The sequence below is a fragment of the Opitutaceae bacterium genome (assembly GCA_041395105.1).
Taxonomy (GTDB): domain Bacteria; phylum Verrucomicrobiota; class Verrucomicrobiia; order Opitutales; family Opitutaceae; genus B12-G4.
Map to the genome: position 1 here is coordinate 954,342 of JAWLBB010000001.1, position 17,980 is coordinate 972,321.

Here is a 17,980-nt window from a genome sequence, read left to right on the forward strand (position 1 = left end):
AGCGGTCAGAGGTCGGAGGTCAGAATGCCGGATAGAGTACGGATTTCACACCCGCTCCGCTCGAGGAACGAAGGTAACGAAGGGCTCGGCTTTCGGGGTGATGTGGTGACGAAGGGGTGAGGAAAGGGGAGGTCAGGGAGAGACGACGGAGGAAGAGGGCGGAGGGCTTGGAAGAGAGCAGATGAGTGGGGCGGGGGTTTCAAGAAAAAGCCCCGGGCCATTGGGATGGCGCCGGGGCTTGGAGAGAACGATCTGGAGCGGGCGTTACTGGACCTCGTAGACTTCGACGAGGGCAAGGCCGGTTCCTCCGTCGCTACCCGAGATCTTGATCGTGTAGATCCCGGGGTCGAGGATGACAAGAACCGCCGCATCCTTGCTGCCTGCGTTCAATGGGAATGCGCCGACAGCGGTCGATGCGGACTGGAGGGCGGCCTGTTCTGGATAATCGCCCCAATCTTCATTGGCGATCACCTCGACATTGTCCTTGTCAACCAGCCGGAGTTTCGGGTCCTGGAGGACGATGTCCGTATCGTTGATGATCGAGCCCAGGGTGGGTCCGACGGCGCGGACGAGGACCGCTTTCGGACGCTCGCCTTCGATCACAAATCCGGGTATGGCCAATTCCTGTCCGGTGCCGACGAAGAGGCGGGTGGATATATTGACCATGCGGGGCTCGTCGAGTCCCTGGCTGACATCGTAGACCTCGACGATAGCAACCCCGGTGGTCCCGCCGACTCCGGATGCGATGGCGGTGTATTTGCCGCTGGGCAGGCTGGCCAGGTAGGCGGCGTCCGAGCTGCCGGGGGCGAAGGCGAAGGCTCCAACCGCTGTGCTGGCATCGGCGAGGGCGGTTTGATCCGCAAAATCGCCCCAGTTGTCATTGGTTCCGATGGTGGAGCCTGAGGCGTTCTTGAGTTCGAGGGATGGATCGGCGAGGAAGCCCGAAGGGATGCCCAGATCTGCCAGAGCGGGTCCGGCAGCGCGGATGAGGACCGTCTTGGTCGGACTCGTCCCCTCAGTGAGGACAAAGCCGGCGATCATCCGGTTGGTCGCGGTTGCGGTATAGCCGCGGGTGGAAAGGTTGACCAGGGGTTTGCCGGGGTCCACCTGAACGGCGAGGATGGCGCCCTGGCGTCCGGCCACGAGGTAGAGGCCGTTGGAATAGAGGCTGGCGTTGAGGGCATTGCTGGTCCGGCTGTAGCGGCGGGTCCAGACGAGGCCGTCGTCGGAAGTCAGGACAACGCCGCCGATACCGGAGGCGACATAGCCCTCGGGTCCGTAGCTGACGCCGTTCAGATCGGTCAGGACACCGGTATTGACGACGGTCCAGCTCAGGCCGTTCTGCGACCTCAGGGCGATGCCCTGTTGTCCGACGGCGACAAAGCCGGCCAGGCCATGGGTCACGTCGAGAATGGTCCGTGTGGTTCCCGAAGTCACCGGGCTCCAGGTCGTTCCATTGGTGGAATAACGCATGTTGCCGGAGGCGCCGGCCACGACATAGGCACTGTTGCCGTAGGTGATGGCGCGGGGCTGAATGAAGCCGACATTTCCGCTCGCCGTCCAGGACAGGCCGTCCGGCGAGGTCATGACGGCGCCGGTCGAGTCGACGGCCACATATTGGTTGCTGGCGTAGGTGAGAGCGTCGATCGCGTTGGGAATGGGGGCAGGATTGGTTGCCGCGGCCCAAGTCATCGCGTCGGTCGACTGGATGATCACGCCTGAGGCGCCGGTGGCGACATAGGTCCCGTTTCCGGAGGCGGCTTCGTAGAGATCCTCCGTGGTGGTGCTGTCGTGTTCAGCCCAGAGCAGACCGCTGACCGAGCTCAGGAGGGTGCCGTCCTCCCCGACCGCCACATACATCTCATTACCGGCGGTCAGGCTGTTCAGGACGGCGGTGGTCCCATCGGAGAGTTCGGTCCAGCTGATCCCGTCGGTTGAGCTGAGGACGATGGAGAAACCGATGGCGAGGTAGCGCCCATTCCCGTATTCGACACTGAGAAGGATGCCGTCGCCGGTCCGGGGAGTCCAGAGGATCCCGTCGGGCGAGGTGAGAATCGTGCCCCCGAAGCCGACTACGACGAACTGGCTGTTGGCAAAGGTCACAGACTCGAGCGCCTCGAAGGTCAGACTGGCGCGCGCGGTCCAGGTGACGGCGTCGGACGAGCTGATGATGGTCCCTGCTTCACCGACGGCGACATAGTTGGTCCCGTCGTGGGCGGCGCCGGTCAGGAATTGGGAGACGGGGGTGGTTCGGGTGGTCCAGGTGGTTCCGTCGGGCGAGGTCAGGACGGTTGCGGACGAATTGGGAACGCCACCGACGGCGACGAACTGGTTTCCGGCGAAGAGGACCCCGCCAAGGCGACTGGTTGAACCGCTGGTCTCGGCCTGCCAGGTGGTGCCGTTGGCGGATGAGAGGATGGTTCCGTTGAAACCGACGACAATGAAGCGGTCGTTTCCGTAGGTGACGCCAAAGAGCCGCTCGGTCGTCCCGCTGGTGCGGACGGTCCAGTCGATGCCGTTGGCTGAAGTGACGATGGTTCCAGCCTCACCAACGGCGACGTAGACTCCGTTGCCGTAGGTCACGCTGTTGAGGGTCTCGTTGGTGCCGCTGATCAGGTAGGTCCAGGATTGGCCATCCGGTGTGGCCATGATCTCGCCGGCGCTGCCAACCGTCATGAATAGGTCATTGGCGTAGACGGACTTCCAGAGAATCCCACCGGTTGGGAGAGGATTGCGCCAGACCCAGCTGTCGAGGGGATCTTCGGATCCCTGGGCAAAGGAGAGGGTCGAGACCCAGAGGGTGAGAAGGGCGAAAACAATGGTTTGACCCATCGTCCGATTGCCACGGTGAAGGCTTCGTGTCATGTCTGTCATAGGCTTAATCCGGACTAAATCGGAGCGGGACCTCGGTTATGAAGCGCGCTCCTGCGGTTTCTCGGACCGATCCCGATCGATCGCTGGAAAACCCGCAAAGGATCATCTACCGGCAGAGTGAACCGTCGGGCAAGCAAACTTTCCGGGAGGGCCGGGTCCGATCAAGTCCCGGACGCGGGGGCCAACCCCTGGCTTCTCCAGAGTCGAGGAGGCAATCCGCCAATAATCATGATCGCAACCTGTGAGGCGACAAAGACCACGAGCCAGATGAAGGCCTTGTCCATGAAACCGTAGGAATGCAGGCCGATCCCGAGCATATTCGTGCCGAACCAGGACCAGCTGGTCACGATATTTCCGAACACGGCGAGGACCATGAGGCCGCGCTGCCGGATATAGCCTCCCCAGCGGGCATGGAGGATGATGGCATTCCAGAGGACGATGAGCATGGCTCCGTTTTCCTTGGGATCCCAGCCCCAGAATCGACCCCATGACTGGTCCGCCCAGATGCCGCCGAGAACCGTCCCCACAAAACTGAAGAGGGTGGCAAAGCAGACAATCCCGTAAACCATCCGGTTGAGGGAGCGGGCCGTATCCTTATCGAGTGTCGAAGTCAGGGCGCCCCGCAAGATATAGACGATGGCGAGAAATCCGGCGAGGAAAGTGGCGGAGTAACCGATGGTGATGACGACCACATGGGTCGCCAGCCAGAAATTGCTGTCGAGGACGGCCCGCATCATCTCCATGGTGTCGCCATCGCCGGAAAGGTGATGGGCCACCAGGAGGGAGCAGAACCCGAGGGTGGCGGCCGTCACGCTGCCGATGCCGTTGCGGAAAAGGCGCTCCAGAATGAGCCCGAGCAGGGCGGCACCCCAGCCGACAAAGATGGCCGAGGAGTAAAGGTTGGTCACCGGCGGGCGGCCCTCCAGATACATCCGGACAACCAGACCCAGGGTATGCAGGACGATGGCAAGCGTGCCCAAGTAGAGCGCGGTGCGTCCAAGGAGAGCCGGGGCGACGAGCCACGAGGTGCAGGCGATGAGCAGAACGAGCACGTAGAGGACCATGCTCTTGTAGAAAGGCGCCAGGTGATTGTAGAAGGACTCCAGGGAGGCCTTCTTGACCTGCCCGGGCTGGGCGTTTTCGAGCTGTCCCATCAGGTCTCCCAGCACTTGATTGAAGCCGCCTGCATCATTTGTCCGGAAGGCGTCGGAGAGCTGGGCGTAGGCGTTCAGGACGGGCGCTATCTCACCGGAGCCGATCGTCTGAAGGACGAGATCTCCGGATTTGGTCCAGGCGGTGGGGTCCTCGGCTCCGATGGGGGGAGGGGCGATGAAGAAGTAGCCGTCACCGGCAAGCTGCCGGTAGCGGTTGCCGAAGGTGATCATCCGGTTGAAGGCGTTTTCGTCGAAGTCCAGTTGCTTCTCGCGCAGGTTGATGGCTTCGAGACCCGGTCCGACCGCCTCCTGGAACGCCTGGAGCTCCCTGCCGAAACCGGGGGTGTCCTCCGGCTGGATTGTGTTCTTAAGCCTCTGGAAGAGAACCAGCTGACGATGGAGTTGCAGGATGTGTTTCTGGAAACGGGATCGCTGCTTGCCTTCGACTTCACCGGCCATCCCGGCCTGACGGTCAATCTCGGCAAAGTGCGGAAAGAGATCCTGGAAGGAGAAATACTTCCCCTGGTCCTGCTGCCAGTTGAAAAGGCTCAGGACTTCCGGGTCGTGGATCACGAAAACCGGGCGCCGGTCCGCCGACGGACCGTCGAAGAGCACCTCGGTGAGCCAGGCGATGGCCGGAATCTTTTTCCCTTCGGGGGTGCGGGCGGTCTGCTTGTCGCGCAGGATCATCAGGGAACTCCGGGCTACTGTATCCAAGGGTTTGATACGACCATTGAGGAGAACCGGGATGTCTCCGAAGGTTTCGTAGTCAAGTGACCCGGACGGGACGGGGCTGCGGAGGGCGGCGGAAATGACCCAGGCCGTGGCGAGCAGGAGGGCGATCCAGGGAAGGTGCTTCTTCATGACCGGGCTCCTCGTCTGCGGATGAATTGAATCAGGTGCATGCCGAATTGGAAAAGAAGACCAAGGCTGACCATGACGCAGGAGATGTAGGGAAGGAGGCGTCCCGGATTGCGAACGACCTGCAGGATGCTGGTGCGGTCGTCGTTCATGAACCCTGCCTGGTAAAAGGTGAGTCCGGCGTAGCGCAGCGGATGGTTCATGTAGATCAGGACATCACGATCCTCGCCTGCCTCCGGATCGAGAAGCCGGACATGGCTTGAGAAATTCTTCGGAATATCGGTGCCGGGGTAGCGATCATGGGTGAAATCAAGCAGGGAAAGGGTGAACGGTTTGTAATAGCGCCGCGGGCGCATTTCGATCGCGAAGGTCTTGCCTTCGAAGGTGAAAAGCTGGGCCTGGTCGAATCCGGTGGTCGCCATCCAGGTGCCGATCGATCCGCCCGGACCGCGAATGTCTACGATGGCGGTGGTCAGATCGCGTTCGTCGGTCTTGCCGGTCCGGGGGGCGTTGACTGCGTTGAGATCGGCTCCCAGTCCGATGGTGGCGGACGGGCCGGCCATCGGGGTGTTCGGCCCCCGCCGGAAGATCCGGGCGTTGGGGTAGTAGGCCTGGATTTCCACCAGGAAAGGCAGGGCGGGGTGTTGGATGATGCCGCCGTCCTCGAGTCGGCCCTCGGGAATGCTGACCACCCGGTCGACCTCGGGGTTGGAGGTGTCGATCACGACCAGTTCGGCTTCACGAAAGCCTTCCGAGTATCCCTTGGTTTCCCCTTCATCCAGGCGCATCTGGGAATCGACCTGAAATAGGCCGCTGACGAGTTCCCCGATGAGCAGGACGACGATACCGAGGTGGATCAGGCTGATGCCGGCTTTGCGCCAGGTCGGCTTGAACCGGGCGAAGTGCGCGGTGAACAGATTGATGAGGAGCACGCCGCCGATCAGATAGCCACCGGGCATGATCGGAATCTGGAAACTGCTTCCGGGAGGCGACCAATAGACGATCAGGCTCTGGAAATACTTCGCCTGGGCTGCGTAGATGCCGATGTGGACCTGATCTATCGTCCCGATGAAGATGAGCACCATGCCGACGCCCAGGCAGGCGATTGTCAGCTGCAGGGAACTGAAGAAGGCGAATAGTTGTCTGCCGATTTCTTTCACTTTTCCTCCTCCAGCTGGAAGCTTTTCAGGAATTCGATGAACGAGGCCTTTTCACCGGCCACCAGCTGATCCTCTCCCGTCATCTTGAAGAACCAGGAAGTGTCTCCCTGTTTGAAGATCGCGGCGAGAATCCGGGCCTTGTGACCACCCTCGAGAATCCCGGAGTCACTGACCATGTCGTAGAGGTCGAAATGGTAGGAACCCGAATCGATGTGTTGGGCCGCCTGTCTGAGTTGCGCTTCGCTGATGGCGGGCAGGCTGATCTGCCCGCGCCAGCGGTTGACATTGGCAAGGTCGCCTCCCGCCATTCCAGGGAGGGCGATGACGGAGAAGTCGGCATCGGGGACGGAATCGCCGGAGATCAGAAAGCTGGCCACCCGGAGTGGTGCCGGAGGTTGGCGCACCCAATTGGGCGGAGCCTGGAAGCGGAAGGGATCCGGGGCGGGCGGAGCCGGGATGGCATCGGCCTGAGTGGCCATCGCGCCCCCGATGCCGGCCGAGGGCATGGAAGGGATCATTGACGACGGGTTGGCGGGTTTCACCGATTGGAGGAGGGTGTCGAAGGACGGGATCTCCCGCTCAACCGCGGCACTCGGTCCGCTCATCTTGAAGAACCAGGCCGAGCCGCCCATGGTGACAACCGCACCGACGATGCGGTTCGAGGCCGTGGGATCCCCGTCGGCCGGAAGGGGCTCGACGATATCGATGCGTATGCCCGGAATGCCGGCGATCTCGACCGGTGTGGTCTCATCCGACAGTTCCATCTCGCCGATCGGGTCGAGATCGACCTGACCCCGCCAGCGGTTGATATTGGCCAGGAGTCCACCAGCCGCATCGGGGAAGGTGCTGATCGAGATGTCGACCTCGCCGGAAGCGTTGTCTCCGGCCGCGTAGCTGCCCTTGCGAAAGGCCGAGGCGGGCTTCTCCAGCCAGCTTTCGGGCTTTTCCCAAGTCAGTTCCGAGGGTCCGGACATCGCCGGCGCCATCGGTGCGGTCGTTCGTGCCGGGGCGTGGTTTTCCTTCGGTACTTCGTAGAAAACAACCTGTTTGTCCTGACATCCGGAAAGGAAGGGGACGAGAATGAGCAGCCAGCGATTGGGAAAGGATATTTTCACGACAGTGGGTGGGCAACGGTTTATGGGGTTTCCTCAAAAGGCAAGTCATGTCGGATCGGTATCGACGGAGTCTTCCGATCCGGAGTTCACCCTGCAGGTGCACGGAGACTCCAGGCTTCTCTCCGGAAGGCTCGCGGAGATTTTCCGGTTTCGCGCCGCACCATCCGGGAGAAATGAAATGGGTTGGCGAAACCCGTCCGATCCGCGATCTCGGAAATGCTCAGCCCAGTCCGGGTCAGCAGTTCGATGCCCTGTCGGGTTCGCACGTTCCAGAGGTAGCGGGTCGGAGTGAGGCCGGTATGCCTCTTGAAGAGGCGGATCAGGTGGTTGCCGGTCGTGCCGGCGGCTTGACCGAGATCGGCCAGCTTGAGCGATTCCGGGAATCGGCGGTCTATCAGCTCGCGCGCCCTGCGGACCGGATCCGGCTCCACTTCCTCCGGGGCGGATCCCTCCCAGTCGATGCAGTGGGCCAGCAGGGCCAGGCCGAGATGGTCAATCATGCTGCCCGAAGCGGCCGGGGTCGCCCGGACGGGAGCCTTCAGGCCGCAATCGATCAATCGCTGGATCGAGGTCGAGATGCGGCGCGATATCCCGCTCGGGGCGAGAGCCTCCCTCAGATCCGGATCGACCCGTTCCGGGTGGACCGCGCACCAGGTGTGCCGGGTGGGTTGCACCGGATCAAAGGTGATCTTTTCGCGCCGATGCGGCCGGAGCAGGAGACCGTGGCCCTCCGGAACGGGAATCACCTTGTCATCCACTTCGACGAGAGCGGATCCGGTCACGATGACCACAAGCTGGTAGTCGGATTGAACACGCGGACCACAGATTCCTCCGGGTCCATACGTGACATCGCCGAAGCAAACGTGCGGGGATCGCCGCATCTGATCAATTCTGGATAGGTTTTGGATGATTTCAGGCATTCCATCTGGGGCTGATATGGTGTATTAGATAGGTTATCATGAATCTCGCAACTCCCGCGAACCCGCTTCCCGTCCATGAACGCTTCCAGAAGCCGTTTTCCAGCTGGCCCGCCGGCGTATCTCCCGTCGGCTGGGTCGGAATGCCCTTCACCGACGGCGACGTGGCGTTTTACCGGGAGAACGGCTTTCTCGTGATCGAGGATTTCTTCCGGCCCGACGAGATCGATGCGTTCAACGCCGAAGCGGTCAGGATCTGTCGCGGAGACGCCGGTCCGGTCAAGGGCCTGATGCAACACGGGGCTGATGAAACCGACGAGGAGATCCTGCGGAGGTACCTCTGCATCCACTTCCCGCACAAGTTGTCGGAAAAGATGAAGTCGACCATCACGGATCAGCGGACGGCCGATGCCTTGACCCGGTTGATCGGCCCCAATGTCAAGTGCATGCAATCGATGCTCTTCATCAAGGCCTCGGGCAAACCGGGACAGGCCTGGCACCAGGACGAGTATTATATCCCGACCCGCGACCGGTCGCTGACGGGAGGGTGGATCGCCTTTGACGATGCCACCGTGGAGAACGGCTGTCTCTGGGTCATCCCGGGTTCGCATCGGCCGGGGATCCTCTGGCCCCAACACCAGCAGAATGACCGGCGTTTTGACTGTGCGGGGGAGTCCGGCGGCTTTCCCTATACCGACGATGATGCGGTCCCCGTGGAGATGAAGAAGGGCAGTATTGTTTTCTTCAACGGCTACCTGTTGCACCGGTCCCTGCCCAATCGGGCTGCGGGTGGCTACCGCCGGTCGCTGGTCAATCACTTCATGAGCGCGGAATCACTTCTGCCCTGGCACAGCGACGAAGCCGGCTGGCAGGGCCAGTGCGACAGCCGCGACATCATCATGGTCGCGGGTTTCGATCCCTATGCCTACAAGGGGGTGGAGGACCGCCATGGCGCCCATGTGCGCCCCAGCGGTGAGGGTGGTTGTGGTGACTCCAAGAACAATCAGAAGAAGGCGTAGGTCGCTGGGAGGGGGAGGATCAACTGCCGGGAACGGAAGTATCAAAGGTTCGGGCCATAAAGCAGAGCAATTCCCGGGGAGATTTGAACTACCAAGGCGACCAAGGCTTCAGGATTACACTCGAAGGCAAAACGTTACCCATCGGGAACATTGATTCTTCGGTTTCTGCCAGACATTTCCCGCGAAGCTCAAGACCAATCCAAAGAAGGCAATTCGCTGCCTTGGCCGCCCTGTTCGCCTTTGTCGTTGATTTGATCCAACTCCCAAACCGTCCGTGGCAGTTTCTTCGCTGATCGCTCCAAGAGTGCTCGTCTGATCGGGCTGAATCTGGTGGAGTGGGCTTCCTTCGAGCCATGGCCCACGACGAGAAATCCCAACCGATCCGCTTTTTCGACCGCCGCACCGGGACGGTCGAGACCGAGGCGGTCTATGGCGATCGCTGGCTGCGCTGGACCTACGAAACGCTTCCCGGGCGGCTGACACTCTGGGCGGCGGTTCGACGGGCCTGGTTTTCGCGTTGGTACGGCCGGCGGATGTCGCGGCCGGCCAGTCGGGGCAAGGTGGCTTCGTTTATTTCCGAATACGGTCTTGATGTCTCGGAATTTGCGGATGCCCCGGACAGTTTCCGGACGTTCAATGAATTCTTTTTCCGCCGCTTGAAGCCGGAGGTGCGGCCGATCGATCCGGATCCGTCGGCGGTGGTCTTCCCGGCTGACGGGCGTCACCTGGTCTTTCCGGATCTCGACGCGGCGAGCGGATTCTACGCCAAGGACCAGAGCCTGGACCTGGAGCGGTTGGTCCCCGAGGCGACCGTGGCGGAAGCCTTCCGCGGCGGGTCCATTTCGATTTCGCGGCTCTGTCCGGTCGATTATCATCGGTTCCATTTCCCCGTATCCGGCCGGATCCGACAAACCGGAATGGTCGACGGGTCGCTCTACTCGGTGAATCCGGTCGCGTTGCGTCGATCGCTTGACTACCTGGTGCGCAACAAGCGGGAGTGGACCCTGATCGAATCCCCGCACCACGGGAAGGTGCTCATGATCGAGATCGGGGCGACCTGCGTGGGGAGTATCGTTCAGACCTTCGACCCGTCGGTCCCGGTGCCCAAGGGGGGAGAAAAGGGATATTTCGCGTTCGGCGGGTCCTGTGTGGTCACCCTCTTTGAACGGGGCCGGATCCGGTTCGACCGGGACCTGGTGGAACAGAGTGCGGACAGGGTCGAGGTCTACGCGAAGATGGGTGAGCGGATGGCGGGAATCTGAGGGTGGAAGGCTGCGGACGGAGGGCGGGGCGGCAAAACAAAACGTAGGATGCTACGTTTCGTTTTGGAACCCAAAACCCTACGGTCCATGCTACGGTTTGTTTCCGGCTGGTAAACCCTACGGTCTATGCTAGAATGGCGCCTAGTTAGCGAAAGAGTCGGATCAGCCAACGAGGTGTTGACTGCTCTTCGACGGCGGGTCCGGAGGCCCTCGCCCTACCAACCGAAATCAGAGCATCCGTGGTAGGGCTGGACGTCCCCGGCCAGCCGCAAAGGTTGTCCGAGACAGAACAGCGACAAGCATCCTTAACTAAGCGCCATTCCAGCAGACTACATATTCTTCTGGGTTTGAAAACCATACGTAGGAGCCTGGAATGGCGTTTAGTTAGCGAAAGAGTCGGATCAGCCAACGAGGTGTTGACTGCTCTTCGACGGCGGGTCCGGAGGCCCTCGCCCGACCAACCGAAATCAGAGCATCCGTGGTAGGGCTGGACGTCCCCGGCCAGCCGCAACGGTTGTCCGAGACAGAACAGCGACAAGCATCCTTAGCTAAGCGCCATTCCAGCAGACTACATATTCTTCTGGGTTTGAAAACCATACGTAGGAGCCTGGAATGGCGTTTAGTTAGCGAAAGAGTCGGATCAGCCAACGAGGTGTTGACTGCTCTTCGACGGCGGGTCCGGAGGCCCTCGCCCGACCAACCGAAATCAGAGCATCCGTGGTAGGGCTGGACGTCCCCGGCCAGCCGCAACGGTTGTCCGAGACAGAACAGCGACAAGCATCCTTAACTAAGCGCCATTCCAGCAGACTACATATTCTTTTGGGTTTGAAAACCATACGTAGGAGCCTGGAATGGCGTTTAGTTAGCGAAAGAGTCGGATCAGCCAACGAGGTGTTGACTGCTCTTCGACGGCGGGTCCGGAGGCCCTCGCCCGACCAACCGAAATCAGAGCATCCGTGGTAGGGCTGGACGTCCCCGGCCAGCCGCAACGGTTGTCCGAGACAGAACAGCGACAAGCATCCTTAACTAAGCGCCATTCCAGCAGACTACATATTCTTTTGGGTTTGAAAACCATACGTAGGAGCCTGGAATGGCGTTTAGTTAGCGAAAGAGTCGGATCAGCCAACGAGGTGTTGACTGCTCTTCGACGGCGGGTCCGGGAGGCCCTCGCCCGACCAACCGAAATCAGAGCATCCGTGGTAGGGCTGGACGTCCCCGGCCAGCCGCAAAGGTTGTCCGAGACAAAACAGCGACAAGCATCCTTGACTAAGCGCCGTTCGTCTATGCTACGTTTTGTTTTGGAACCCAAAACCCTACGGTCCATGCTACGGTTTGTTTTCAGGCGCCGGGCAGTTCGATCTGGGCCTTGACCGAACTGGGGGGCATGGCGGCGGCGAATTCGAAGGCCCGGATGCTGTCTTCGAAGGGGAAGCGGTCGGTGATGAGCGGCTTCACGTCGAGTCCGCCTCCGGCCATGAGGGCGAGGGCCCGAGGGAAGACGTGGGCGTAGCGGAAGACGTGCTCGACCCGGGCCTCCTTCACCTGGGCGGCCACCACGTCGTAGGCGATCGGTTCGAGGGGCATGCCGACAAAGACCACGGTGCCGCCCGGGCAGAGGGCGTTGAAGACGGAGGAAGCGGCGCGGCCGTTGCCGCTGGCCTCGAAGACGACGTCGGCGCCCCATCCGTCGGTGGCGGCGAGGATGGCGGCGGTCACGTCATCCTTGGCGGCATGGAGGGCGGTGATGGGGCCGAGTGTCCCGGCCAACGCGAGTTTCTCGGGGACCACATCGGTGACAAAGACGCGGCTGCAGCCGGAAGCCAGGGCGGCGAGGGCGGTGAGCATTCCGATGGGGCCGGCACCGGTGACGAGGGCGACATCACCGGGTTTGATGCCTGCCTTGGTGGCGGCGTGCAGGCCGACGGCGAGGGGTTCGACCATGGCCGCCTCCGCCTGGGTCACGTTGTCGGGGACGGCGAAAGTGAAGTCGGCCGGGTGGATGACTTCCGGTCGGAGGCAGCCGTGGATGGGCGGCGTCGCCCAGAAGCGGACCTTGGGGTCGAGATTGTAGTGTCCGAGCCGGGAGGGGCGGCTGGTCGGGTCGGGGATGCCGGGTTCCATGCAGACGCGCTGGCCCACCTTGAGGTGTTTGACCTCGGCTCCGGTTTCGAGAATGACCCCGGCGCATTCGTGTCCAAGGATCATGGGCTCCTTGACCTCGAAGGGCCCGATCCGGCCGTGGGTGTAGTAATGGACATCACTGCCGCAGATCCCGACGGTCTGGATCCGGACACGGACATCCCGGGGACCAAGGGTTTCGCGGATATCGAAATCGCGTAGGGAGAGTTCGAGGCGGCGTTCGAGGACGAGGGCTTTCATGGGCGGAAGGATGGGACGGTGGCCGGTGGAGTCGTGGAGGAGGGAAGGGGTCTGAGGACTTGAACTCGAAGGTAACCAAGGAACGAAGGGCGCGACTTCCTGGGTGTTGTCTAGGGGGAAGTGACGAAAGGCAGGATGCCACAATAAGGCACGAAAAACCACGAAAAGATGGGGAAGAATGAGCGAGTTGTTGGATGGGGCGGGAGGGAAGAAGGGGTCGGAGGGTCGGAGATCAGAAGGCGGAGGCACTAAAGAATTGCCATCGAGCGGTCGTTTGGCGAAAGGTCGCGGATCGATCACCGCCCGGGTGGTGGAATTGGCAGACACGCCAGACTTAGGATCTGGTGCCGAAAGGCGTGCAGGTTCGACCCCTGTCCCGGGCACTCTTAATGTTGGTGGTCGACTGCTCAGAGAGTCCTGAGGGCGGAAAGACCGCCGTCGAGTTTGAGGACCTGGCCGGTCATGAAGCCGGAGTCGTCGCTGAGGAGATAGGCAACGGCTTTGGCGGTATCCTGCGCGCTGCCGACACGGTTGAGCGGGTGTCGTTTTTCGGAGGCGGTTCGTTTGATTTCCGAGTTGAGGAAGGGCTGTGCCAGGGGCGTGTCGGTCAGCGAAGGGGCGATGGCGTTGACCCGGATGCGCGGCGCCCATTCCGCGGCCAGTGACCGGGTCAGGCCCTCGATTGCGCCTTTGGCGGAGGCGATGCTGGCGTGAAAGGACAGACCGGTCTGGACGGCGACCGAGGAAAAGAGGACGACCGAGCTCCGATCGGCTTTCTTCAAGCCGGGCAGGGCCAGCCGGAGCAGGCGGACGGCGCCGAGCAGGTTGATCTGAAGATCATTCAGGTAGTCCTCGTCGGTCAGACGATGGAATGGCTTCAGGTTGATTGTTCCGGGATAATAGACGCAGCCGTCCAGACTGTCCGGGAGCTCTAGGGTGGGATGTGGATCGGTCGCGTCGAAGGGTAGGGTCTCGAGATCGGGTTCATCCGTGGGTGCGTCGGGATGGCGGCAGGCGCAGATCACCCGGTGTCCGGATTCCTTGAGCAGGTGCGCGGAGGCGAGGCCGATGCCGGAGGTGCCTCCGGCGATGAGGATGGTCTTGGGCACATTCAATCCTACGTGCCATGGGGGTCTCCGGATGGGCACGGCGCGGAGTTCGCGGGAAGAGGATCCCGGAAGAAGCCGGGCGCCGACGGTCAGGGCTTTCCGAAGCGTCGTTCCCAGGAGAAGAGAAACTGCTGGGCGAGGCCGGCGGCGGGGCCAAAATGGGCGCGGCCGAATTCGGCGAGCTGGGAGTTGGTCCAGCCGGTCAGGTGGTAGCGGCGGGCAAGGGTCTGACTGATCCAGGTATCGACGGGGAAGGCTTCGAGTTTGCCGGCGCCAAAGAGCAGGACGCAGTCGGCCACTTTTTCACCGACGCCGGGGAGTTGCCTGAGACGGACTTTCGCTTCGGGGTAGGGGAGGTGTTCGGTCTCTTCCAGCCAGCCGGGGTGTTCGGCGAGGAACCGGGCGGTCGCCAGAATGTACTTCGCCCGGAAGCCGAGAAGACAGCCATTGAGTCTCTCGGGGCCGCCACCGGCGATTTCCCGGAAGGTGGGCAGGCGGTGGACGTCGGGTGCGATTTCGACTCCGGCGTCGCGGGCGAGGAGGGCGCACATCTGCCGAATCTGGATGATTCGTTTGGTGGCACTGCAGAGGAAGCCGAGGAGGGTCTCTTCCATCGGCTGGCGCAGGATGCGCAGTCCGGGAAAGGCGGCGATGGCCTGGTGAAGATGAGGATCGGATCGCCATGGAAGCGCATCGACAAGGCCCTTCCAGTCGGTGTCCCTGCCCAGGTACCGGGCAACGCGGGCGACATTTTCGACGCAAAGGAGCGGCTCGGGCAGACTGATCCGGACGCTCCCGGATGCGGGATCGAGATGCAGGCGGGCAACCAGATCGGCAAAGACACCTTCCCAGTTGCCCTCAGCCAGGCAGGTCCATCGGAAGGCCTGACCTCCGTCGAGCGTTTCGGCCAGGGAGGCGGAGTCGAATGGATGGGGGCAGGGAAGAGTCTGCCACTCCGACCAGCCTTCCGGCGTCGGAATGGGCAGGATGGGCTCAGGCGAGGACGGGGGCGGATTCGAGTTCGTAATTGAAGAACGTCGTTTCAATCTCATTTCCGATCGCGGCGAGTTTCAATTGGAGCGCGTCGATGTATTCGTGGGGACCGTAATCGATGATCTCGCGAACGGTGGCGTAGTCGAGGTTGGCGCGCAGGCGCCCGAGGGATCGCGTCGGGTTGTTGGTGAACTGATGATCGGCATTCCTTGAGATCCAGCGCACCACATTGTCCGCCTCGCTGATACAGAAGCGGATGCTGCGGGGAAACGACGGTTCCAGGAAGAGGTAATCGATCACCCGGGACGGCGTGATCTGGCCTCGGCGGCTCTTGCGGAAGGCCTCGAAGGCGGAGCAGGACCGCAGGACGGAGGCCCATTGAATGGTATCGATGGCGGTGCCGACCAATGAAACGGAGGGCAGAAGGGCGAAGTACTTGACGTCGATCAGGCGCGAAGTGTTGTCGGCCCGTTCCAGGAACATGCCGGCCTGGTAGAAGTGCCAGGCCTCATTGCGCGGAAACATGGAGTCGACGATCCCGTTGAAGAGAATGAGGGAGCCCTTGATCCGGTTGAGGTATTCGTAGGCGCCCAGACGGGAATAGTTGGCGAAGCTTTCATTCTGCAGACGCAGGTAGATGCGGTTGAGTTGTTCCCAGGCTTCGCTGGAGATCTGGTCGCGGATACACCGGGCGTTCTCGCGGGCGTAGTTGATGCAGGAAAGGATGGAGGTGGGGTTCCGGGCTTCGAAGATGACGAAATTGACCACACTCTCCTCGTTGCATTCCGGATACAGACTGGAAAAGAGCTTCTCGTCGCCGAGGGCATGGATCATGGGGATCCAGTCATTGGCTCGATCGAGGTTTCGGTTCCCGTTCAGGTCGATGACCAGTTGGGCGTTGACGTCGATGAGGCGGGCGGCGTTCTGCGCGCGCTCGACATAGCGGGCGGTCCAGTAAACGAGATTGGCGACTCGGGAAAGCATGATGGGTCAGTAACGGGTGGGTTGAGACAGGTGGCTCGGCTGGGCGGTCGCCGGGGTGTGATCAGACGGTCAGTTGCCTGGATTCCTGGGTCATCGATTCCTGGGAATCGGAGAGCACCCAGGTGTCCTTGCTGCCGCCTCCCTGGCTCGAGTTCACGACGAGGGAACCCTTGGGAAGGGCGACACGGGTCAGCCCGCCGGGCACGATCCGGATGGTGTCGCCGTTGAGAATATAGGGTCGGAGATCGATATGGCGCCCCTCGATCTGGTCGGCGCAGGCCGTCGGGCTGGTCGAAAGACCGATGGTGGGCTGGGCGACAAAGTTGCGGGGGTTCTCCTGGATTTTCTGCCGGAATTCCTCGATCGATTCCCTGGTGGCGTGAGGTCCGATCAGCATGCCGTAGCCGCCGGCTTCGTTGACACTCTTGACGACGAGTTCGGGCAGGCGCTCGAGGATGTACTTGAGCTCGTCGGGCCGGGCCGAAAGGAAGGTCTCCACGTTCTGGAGGATCGGCTCCTGGTCGAGGTAGTAGCGGATCATGTCCGGGACAAAGTAATAGGTGGCCTTGTCGTCGGCCACCCCGGTGCCGATGGGGTTGCTCAGGGCCACGTTCCCCCTCCGGTAGGCTTCAAATATCCCGGGCACGCCCAGCATGGAATCCTCGCGGAAGACCGTGGGATCGAGGAAATCATCATCAATCCGCCGGTAGATGACATGGACGGGCGAGAGGCCGCGGGTGGTTCGCAGGTAGACTCGATGATCGCGGACGATGAGGTCGGATCCTTCCACGATCTCTATGCCCATCTGGCGGGCGAGGAAGGAGTGTTCGAAGTAGGCCGAATTGTAGACGCCGGGTGTGAGGAGCACGACGGTCGGATCGCCGATGTGCTCGGGTGCGAGGTGGGCGAGGGTGTGCAGGAGATCCTGGCAGTACTGATCGACAGGCCGGACCGGGTAGTTGTCGAAGAGATTGGGGAATACCCGTTTGATGACCTGGCGGTTCTCCAGCACGTAGGAGACACCGGAAGGGCTGCGCAGGTTGTCTTCGAGGACGAGGTACTGACCCGAGGTGTCGCGGATCAGGTCGGTGCCGTTGATGTGGACGTAGAGGTCGCGGGGAAGATCGACCCCCATCATCTCCTTGCGGAAATGCTTGGAGGACTCGATCAGGTCGCGTGGGATGATGCCGTCGGCGAGGATCTTCTGCTCATGATAGATATCCTTGAGGAAGAGATTGAGCGCGGTCATCCGCTGGGTCAGTCCCGCTTCGAGCGTCCGCCATTCGTCGGCCGGGATGATCCGGGGAATGAGGTCGAAGGGAAAGATTCTTTCGGTTCCCTGGTTGTCGCTGTAGACCGTGAAGGTGACGCCTCGTCTCAGGAACGATTGGTTGGCGACTTCCTGCTTCAGTCTCAGTTCGGACGCATCCATCGCGCTGAGGCGATCGAAGAGCGGGGCATAGTGAGGCCTGGGCACTCCGGGGGCGGAGAACATCTCATCGTAGAATCCGCCGAGTTGGTAGGTTTGAAAAAGGTCTGACATCTTGGGGAATGGTCCTGGAGCTTCAGGCGTGCCAGATAGGCCGGTCGATTTGAGAATTCCTGACGTTGGTCATTCAGACGGTCCGGAATCTTCGTCGGGCAGTTCCCAGAGAAACGAGAGTTCCGAACCGAGGGACTGTCCGTTTGCATCGAGGTATTCGAGCTTCCAGGCGGCGGGAAGGACATCGGGGTCGGACCAGTCGGCACCGGTAAGCCCGACGAGGACCTCCATGGATTTCCTGCTTTGGGTCTCCAACGGGAATCGGCGCTCAACCGGCTCGAAACCTCCCGGGGGAAAGTAGAAGACGACAAGGGTGCCGGCGGGGAGGGGCTGCCCGACCGTGGTCCGGATACGGAAGGCGAAGTAGAGTCCGTCTCGATCGTCTGCACGGGTGCGCAGGACGAGGCGGTTCCCGGAGTTCTCGACCCCGGTGAAGTACTCGGAGATCCGTTTGAAGGAGTCCTCGGTCCGGAACTCCTGGCGAATCCGGGTGAATTCGACAGTGGGTGAAGCGGCCCGTATCGTGGTGCTCGAGGCAATCAAGCCGAACAGAAGGAACGCGATACGGGGAAGCATATGAGTGATTCGTCGGAAGAGAGCTGCGGAAGGA

General features: G+C 61.6%; 13 protein-coding genes and 1 tRNA gene. 3 read left to right on the forward strand and 11 right to left on the reverse strand.

All coding sequences use genetic code 11. From position 1 onward, the window contains the following. Positions 1–264 precede the first annotated feature (264 nt). From R3F07_03725 to R3F07_03745, 5 genes are all read right to left on the reverse strand, one after another. Positions 265–2,832, reverse strand: a complete 2,568-nt coding sequence (locus R3F07_03725; protein ID MEZ5275474.1) for a hypothetical protein — start codon at positions 2,830–2,832, stop codon at positions 265–267. Between the two features lie 203 nt (positions 2,833–3,035). Beyond that, positions 3,036–4,892, reverse strand: coding sequence for a cytochrome c biogenesis protein CcsA (gene ccsA, locus R3F07_03730; protein MEZ5275475.1), 1,857 nt, complete (start codon positions 4,890–4,892; stop codon positions 3,036–3,038). After that, on the reverse strand, positions 4,889–6,049 hold the full coding sequence (locus R3F07_03735) for a cytochrome c biogenesis protein ResB (protein ID MEZ5275476.1): 1,161 nt from the start codon (positions 6,047–6,049) through the stop codon (positions 4,889–4,891). The genes ccsA and R3F07_03735 overlap by 4 nt, the downstream gene beginning before the upstream one ends. Then, positions 6,046–7,164, reverse strand: a complete 1,119-nt coding sequence (locus R3F07_03740) for a hypothetical protein (protein MEZ5275477.1) — start codon at positions 7,162–7,164, stop codon at positions 6,046–6,048. The genes R3F07_03735 and R3F07_03740 overlap by 4 nt, the downstream gene beginning before the upstream one ends. 86 nt (positions 7,165–7,250) lie before the next feature. Next, positions 7,251–8,045, reverse strand: coding sequence for an AraC family transcriptional regulator (locus R3F07_03745; protein ID MEZ5275478.1), 795 nt, complete (start codon positions 8,043–8,045; stop codon positions 7,251–7,253). Positions 8,046–8,122: 77 nt separating this feature from the next. On the opposite strand from R3F07_03745, the gene R3F07_03750 reads away from it, so the two are divergent. Further along, the gene (locus R3F07_03750; GenBank protein MEZ5275479.1) at positions 8,123–9,100 is read left to right on the forward strand and encodes a phytanoyl-CoA dioxygenase family protein; all 978 of its coding nucleotides are present in this window, start codon (positions 8,123–8,125) and stop codon (positions 9,098–9,100) included. Between the two features lie 353 nt (positions 9,101–9,453). Further along, entirely contained in the window at positions 9,454–10,362 is a 909-nt protein-coding gene (gene asd / locus R3F07_03755; protein MEZ5275480.1) for an archaetidylserine decarboxylase, read from the forward strand. 1,338 nt (positions 10,363–11,700) lie between these two features. Here the strand turns inward: asd and R3F07_03760 are convergent. Continuing rightward, complete coding sequence (locus R3F07_03760) at positions 11,701–12,741, reverse strand: NAD(P)-dependent alcohol dehydrogenase (GenBank protein ID MEZ5275481.1); 1,041 nt, start codon at positions 12,739–12,741, stop codon at positions 11,701–11,703. A gap of 301 nt (positions 12,742–13,042) precedes the next feature. On the opposite strand from R3F07_03760, the gene R3F07_03765 reads away from it, so the two are divergent. Then, positions 13,043–13,124 (forward strand) — tRNA-Leu (locus R3F07_03765). 24 nt (positions 13,125–13,148) lie between these two features. Here R3F07_03765 and R3F07_03770 read toward each other — a convergent pair. The 5 genes from R3F07_03770 to R3F07_03790 form a co-directional block, all read right to left on the reverse strand. Then, on the reverse strand, positions 13,149–13,850 hold the full coding sequence (locus R3F07_03770) for an SDR family oxidoreductase (protein MEZ5275482.1): 702 nt from the start codon (positions 13,848–13,850) through the stop codon (positions 13,149–13,151). 89 nt (positions 13,851–13,939) lie between these two features. Further along, on the reverse strand, positions 13,940–14,902 hold the full coding sequence (locus tag R3F07_03775; GenBank protein MEZ5275483.1) for a DNA glycosylase: 963 nt from the start codon (positions 14,900–14,902) through the stop codon (positions 13,940–13,942). Continuing rightward, on the reverse strand, positions 14,844–15,827 hold the full coding sequence (locus tag R3F07_03780) for an alpha-E domain-containing protein (protein MEZ5275484.1): 984 nt from the start codon (positions 15,825–15,827) through the stop codon (positions 14,844–14,846). The genes R3F07_03775 and R3F07_03780 overlap by 59 nt, the downstream gene beginning before the upstream one ends. A gap of 61 nt (positions 15,828–15,888) precedes the next feature. Continuing rightward, positions 15,889–17,370, reverse strand: a complete 1,482-nt coding sequence (locus tag R3F07_03785; GenBank protein ID MEZ5275485.1) for a circularly permuted type 2 ATP-grasp protein — start codon at positions 17,368–17,370, stop codon at positions 15,889–15,891. A gap of 69 nt (positions 17,371–17,439) precedes the next feature. Further along, positions 17,440–17,946 carry a hypothetical protein gene (locus R3F07_03790; protein ID MEZ5275486.1) on the reverse strand — a complete coding sequence of 169 codons (507 nt, stop codon included), beginning with the start codon at positions 17,944–17,946 and terminating at the stop codon, positions 17,440–17,442. Between the last annotated feature and the right edge of the window lie 34 nt (positions 17,947–17,980).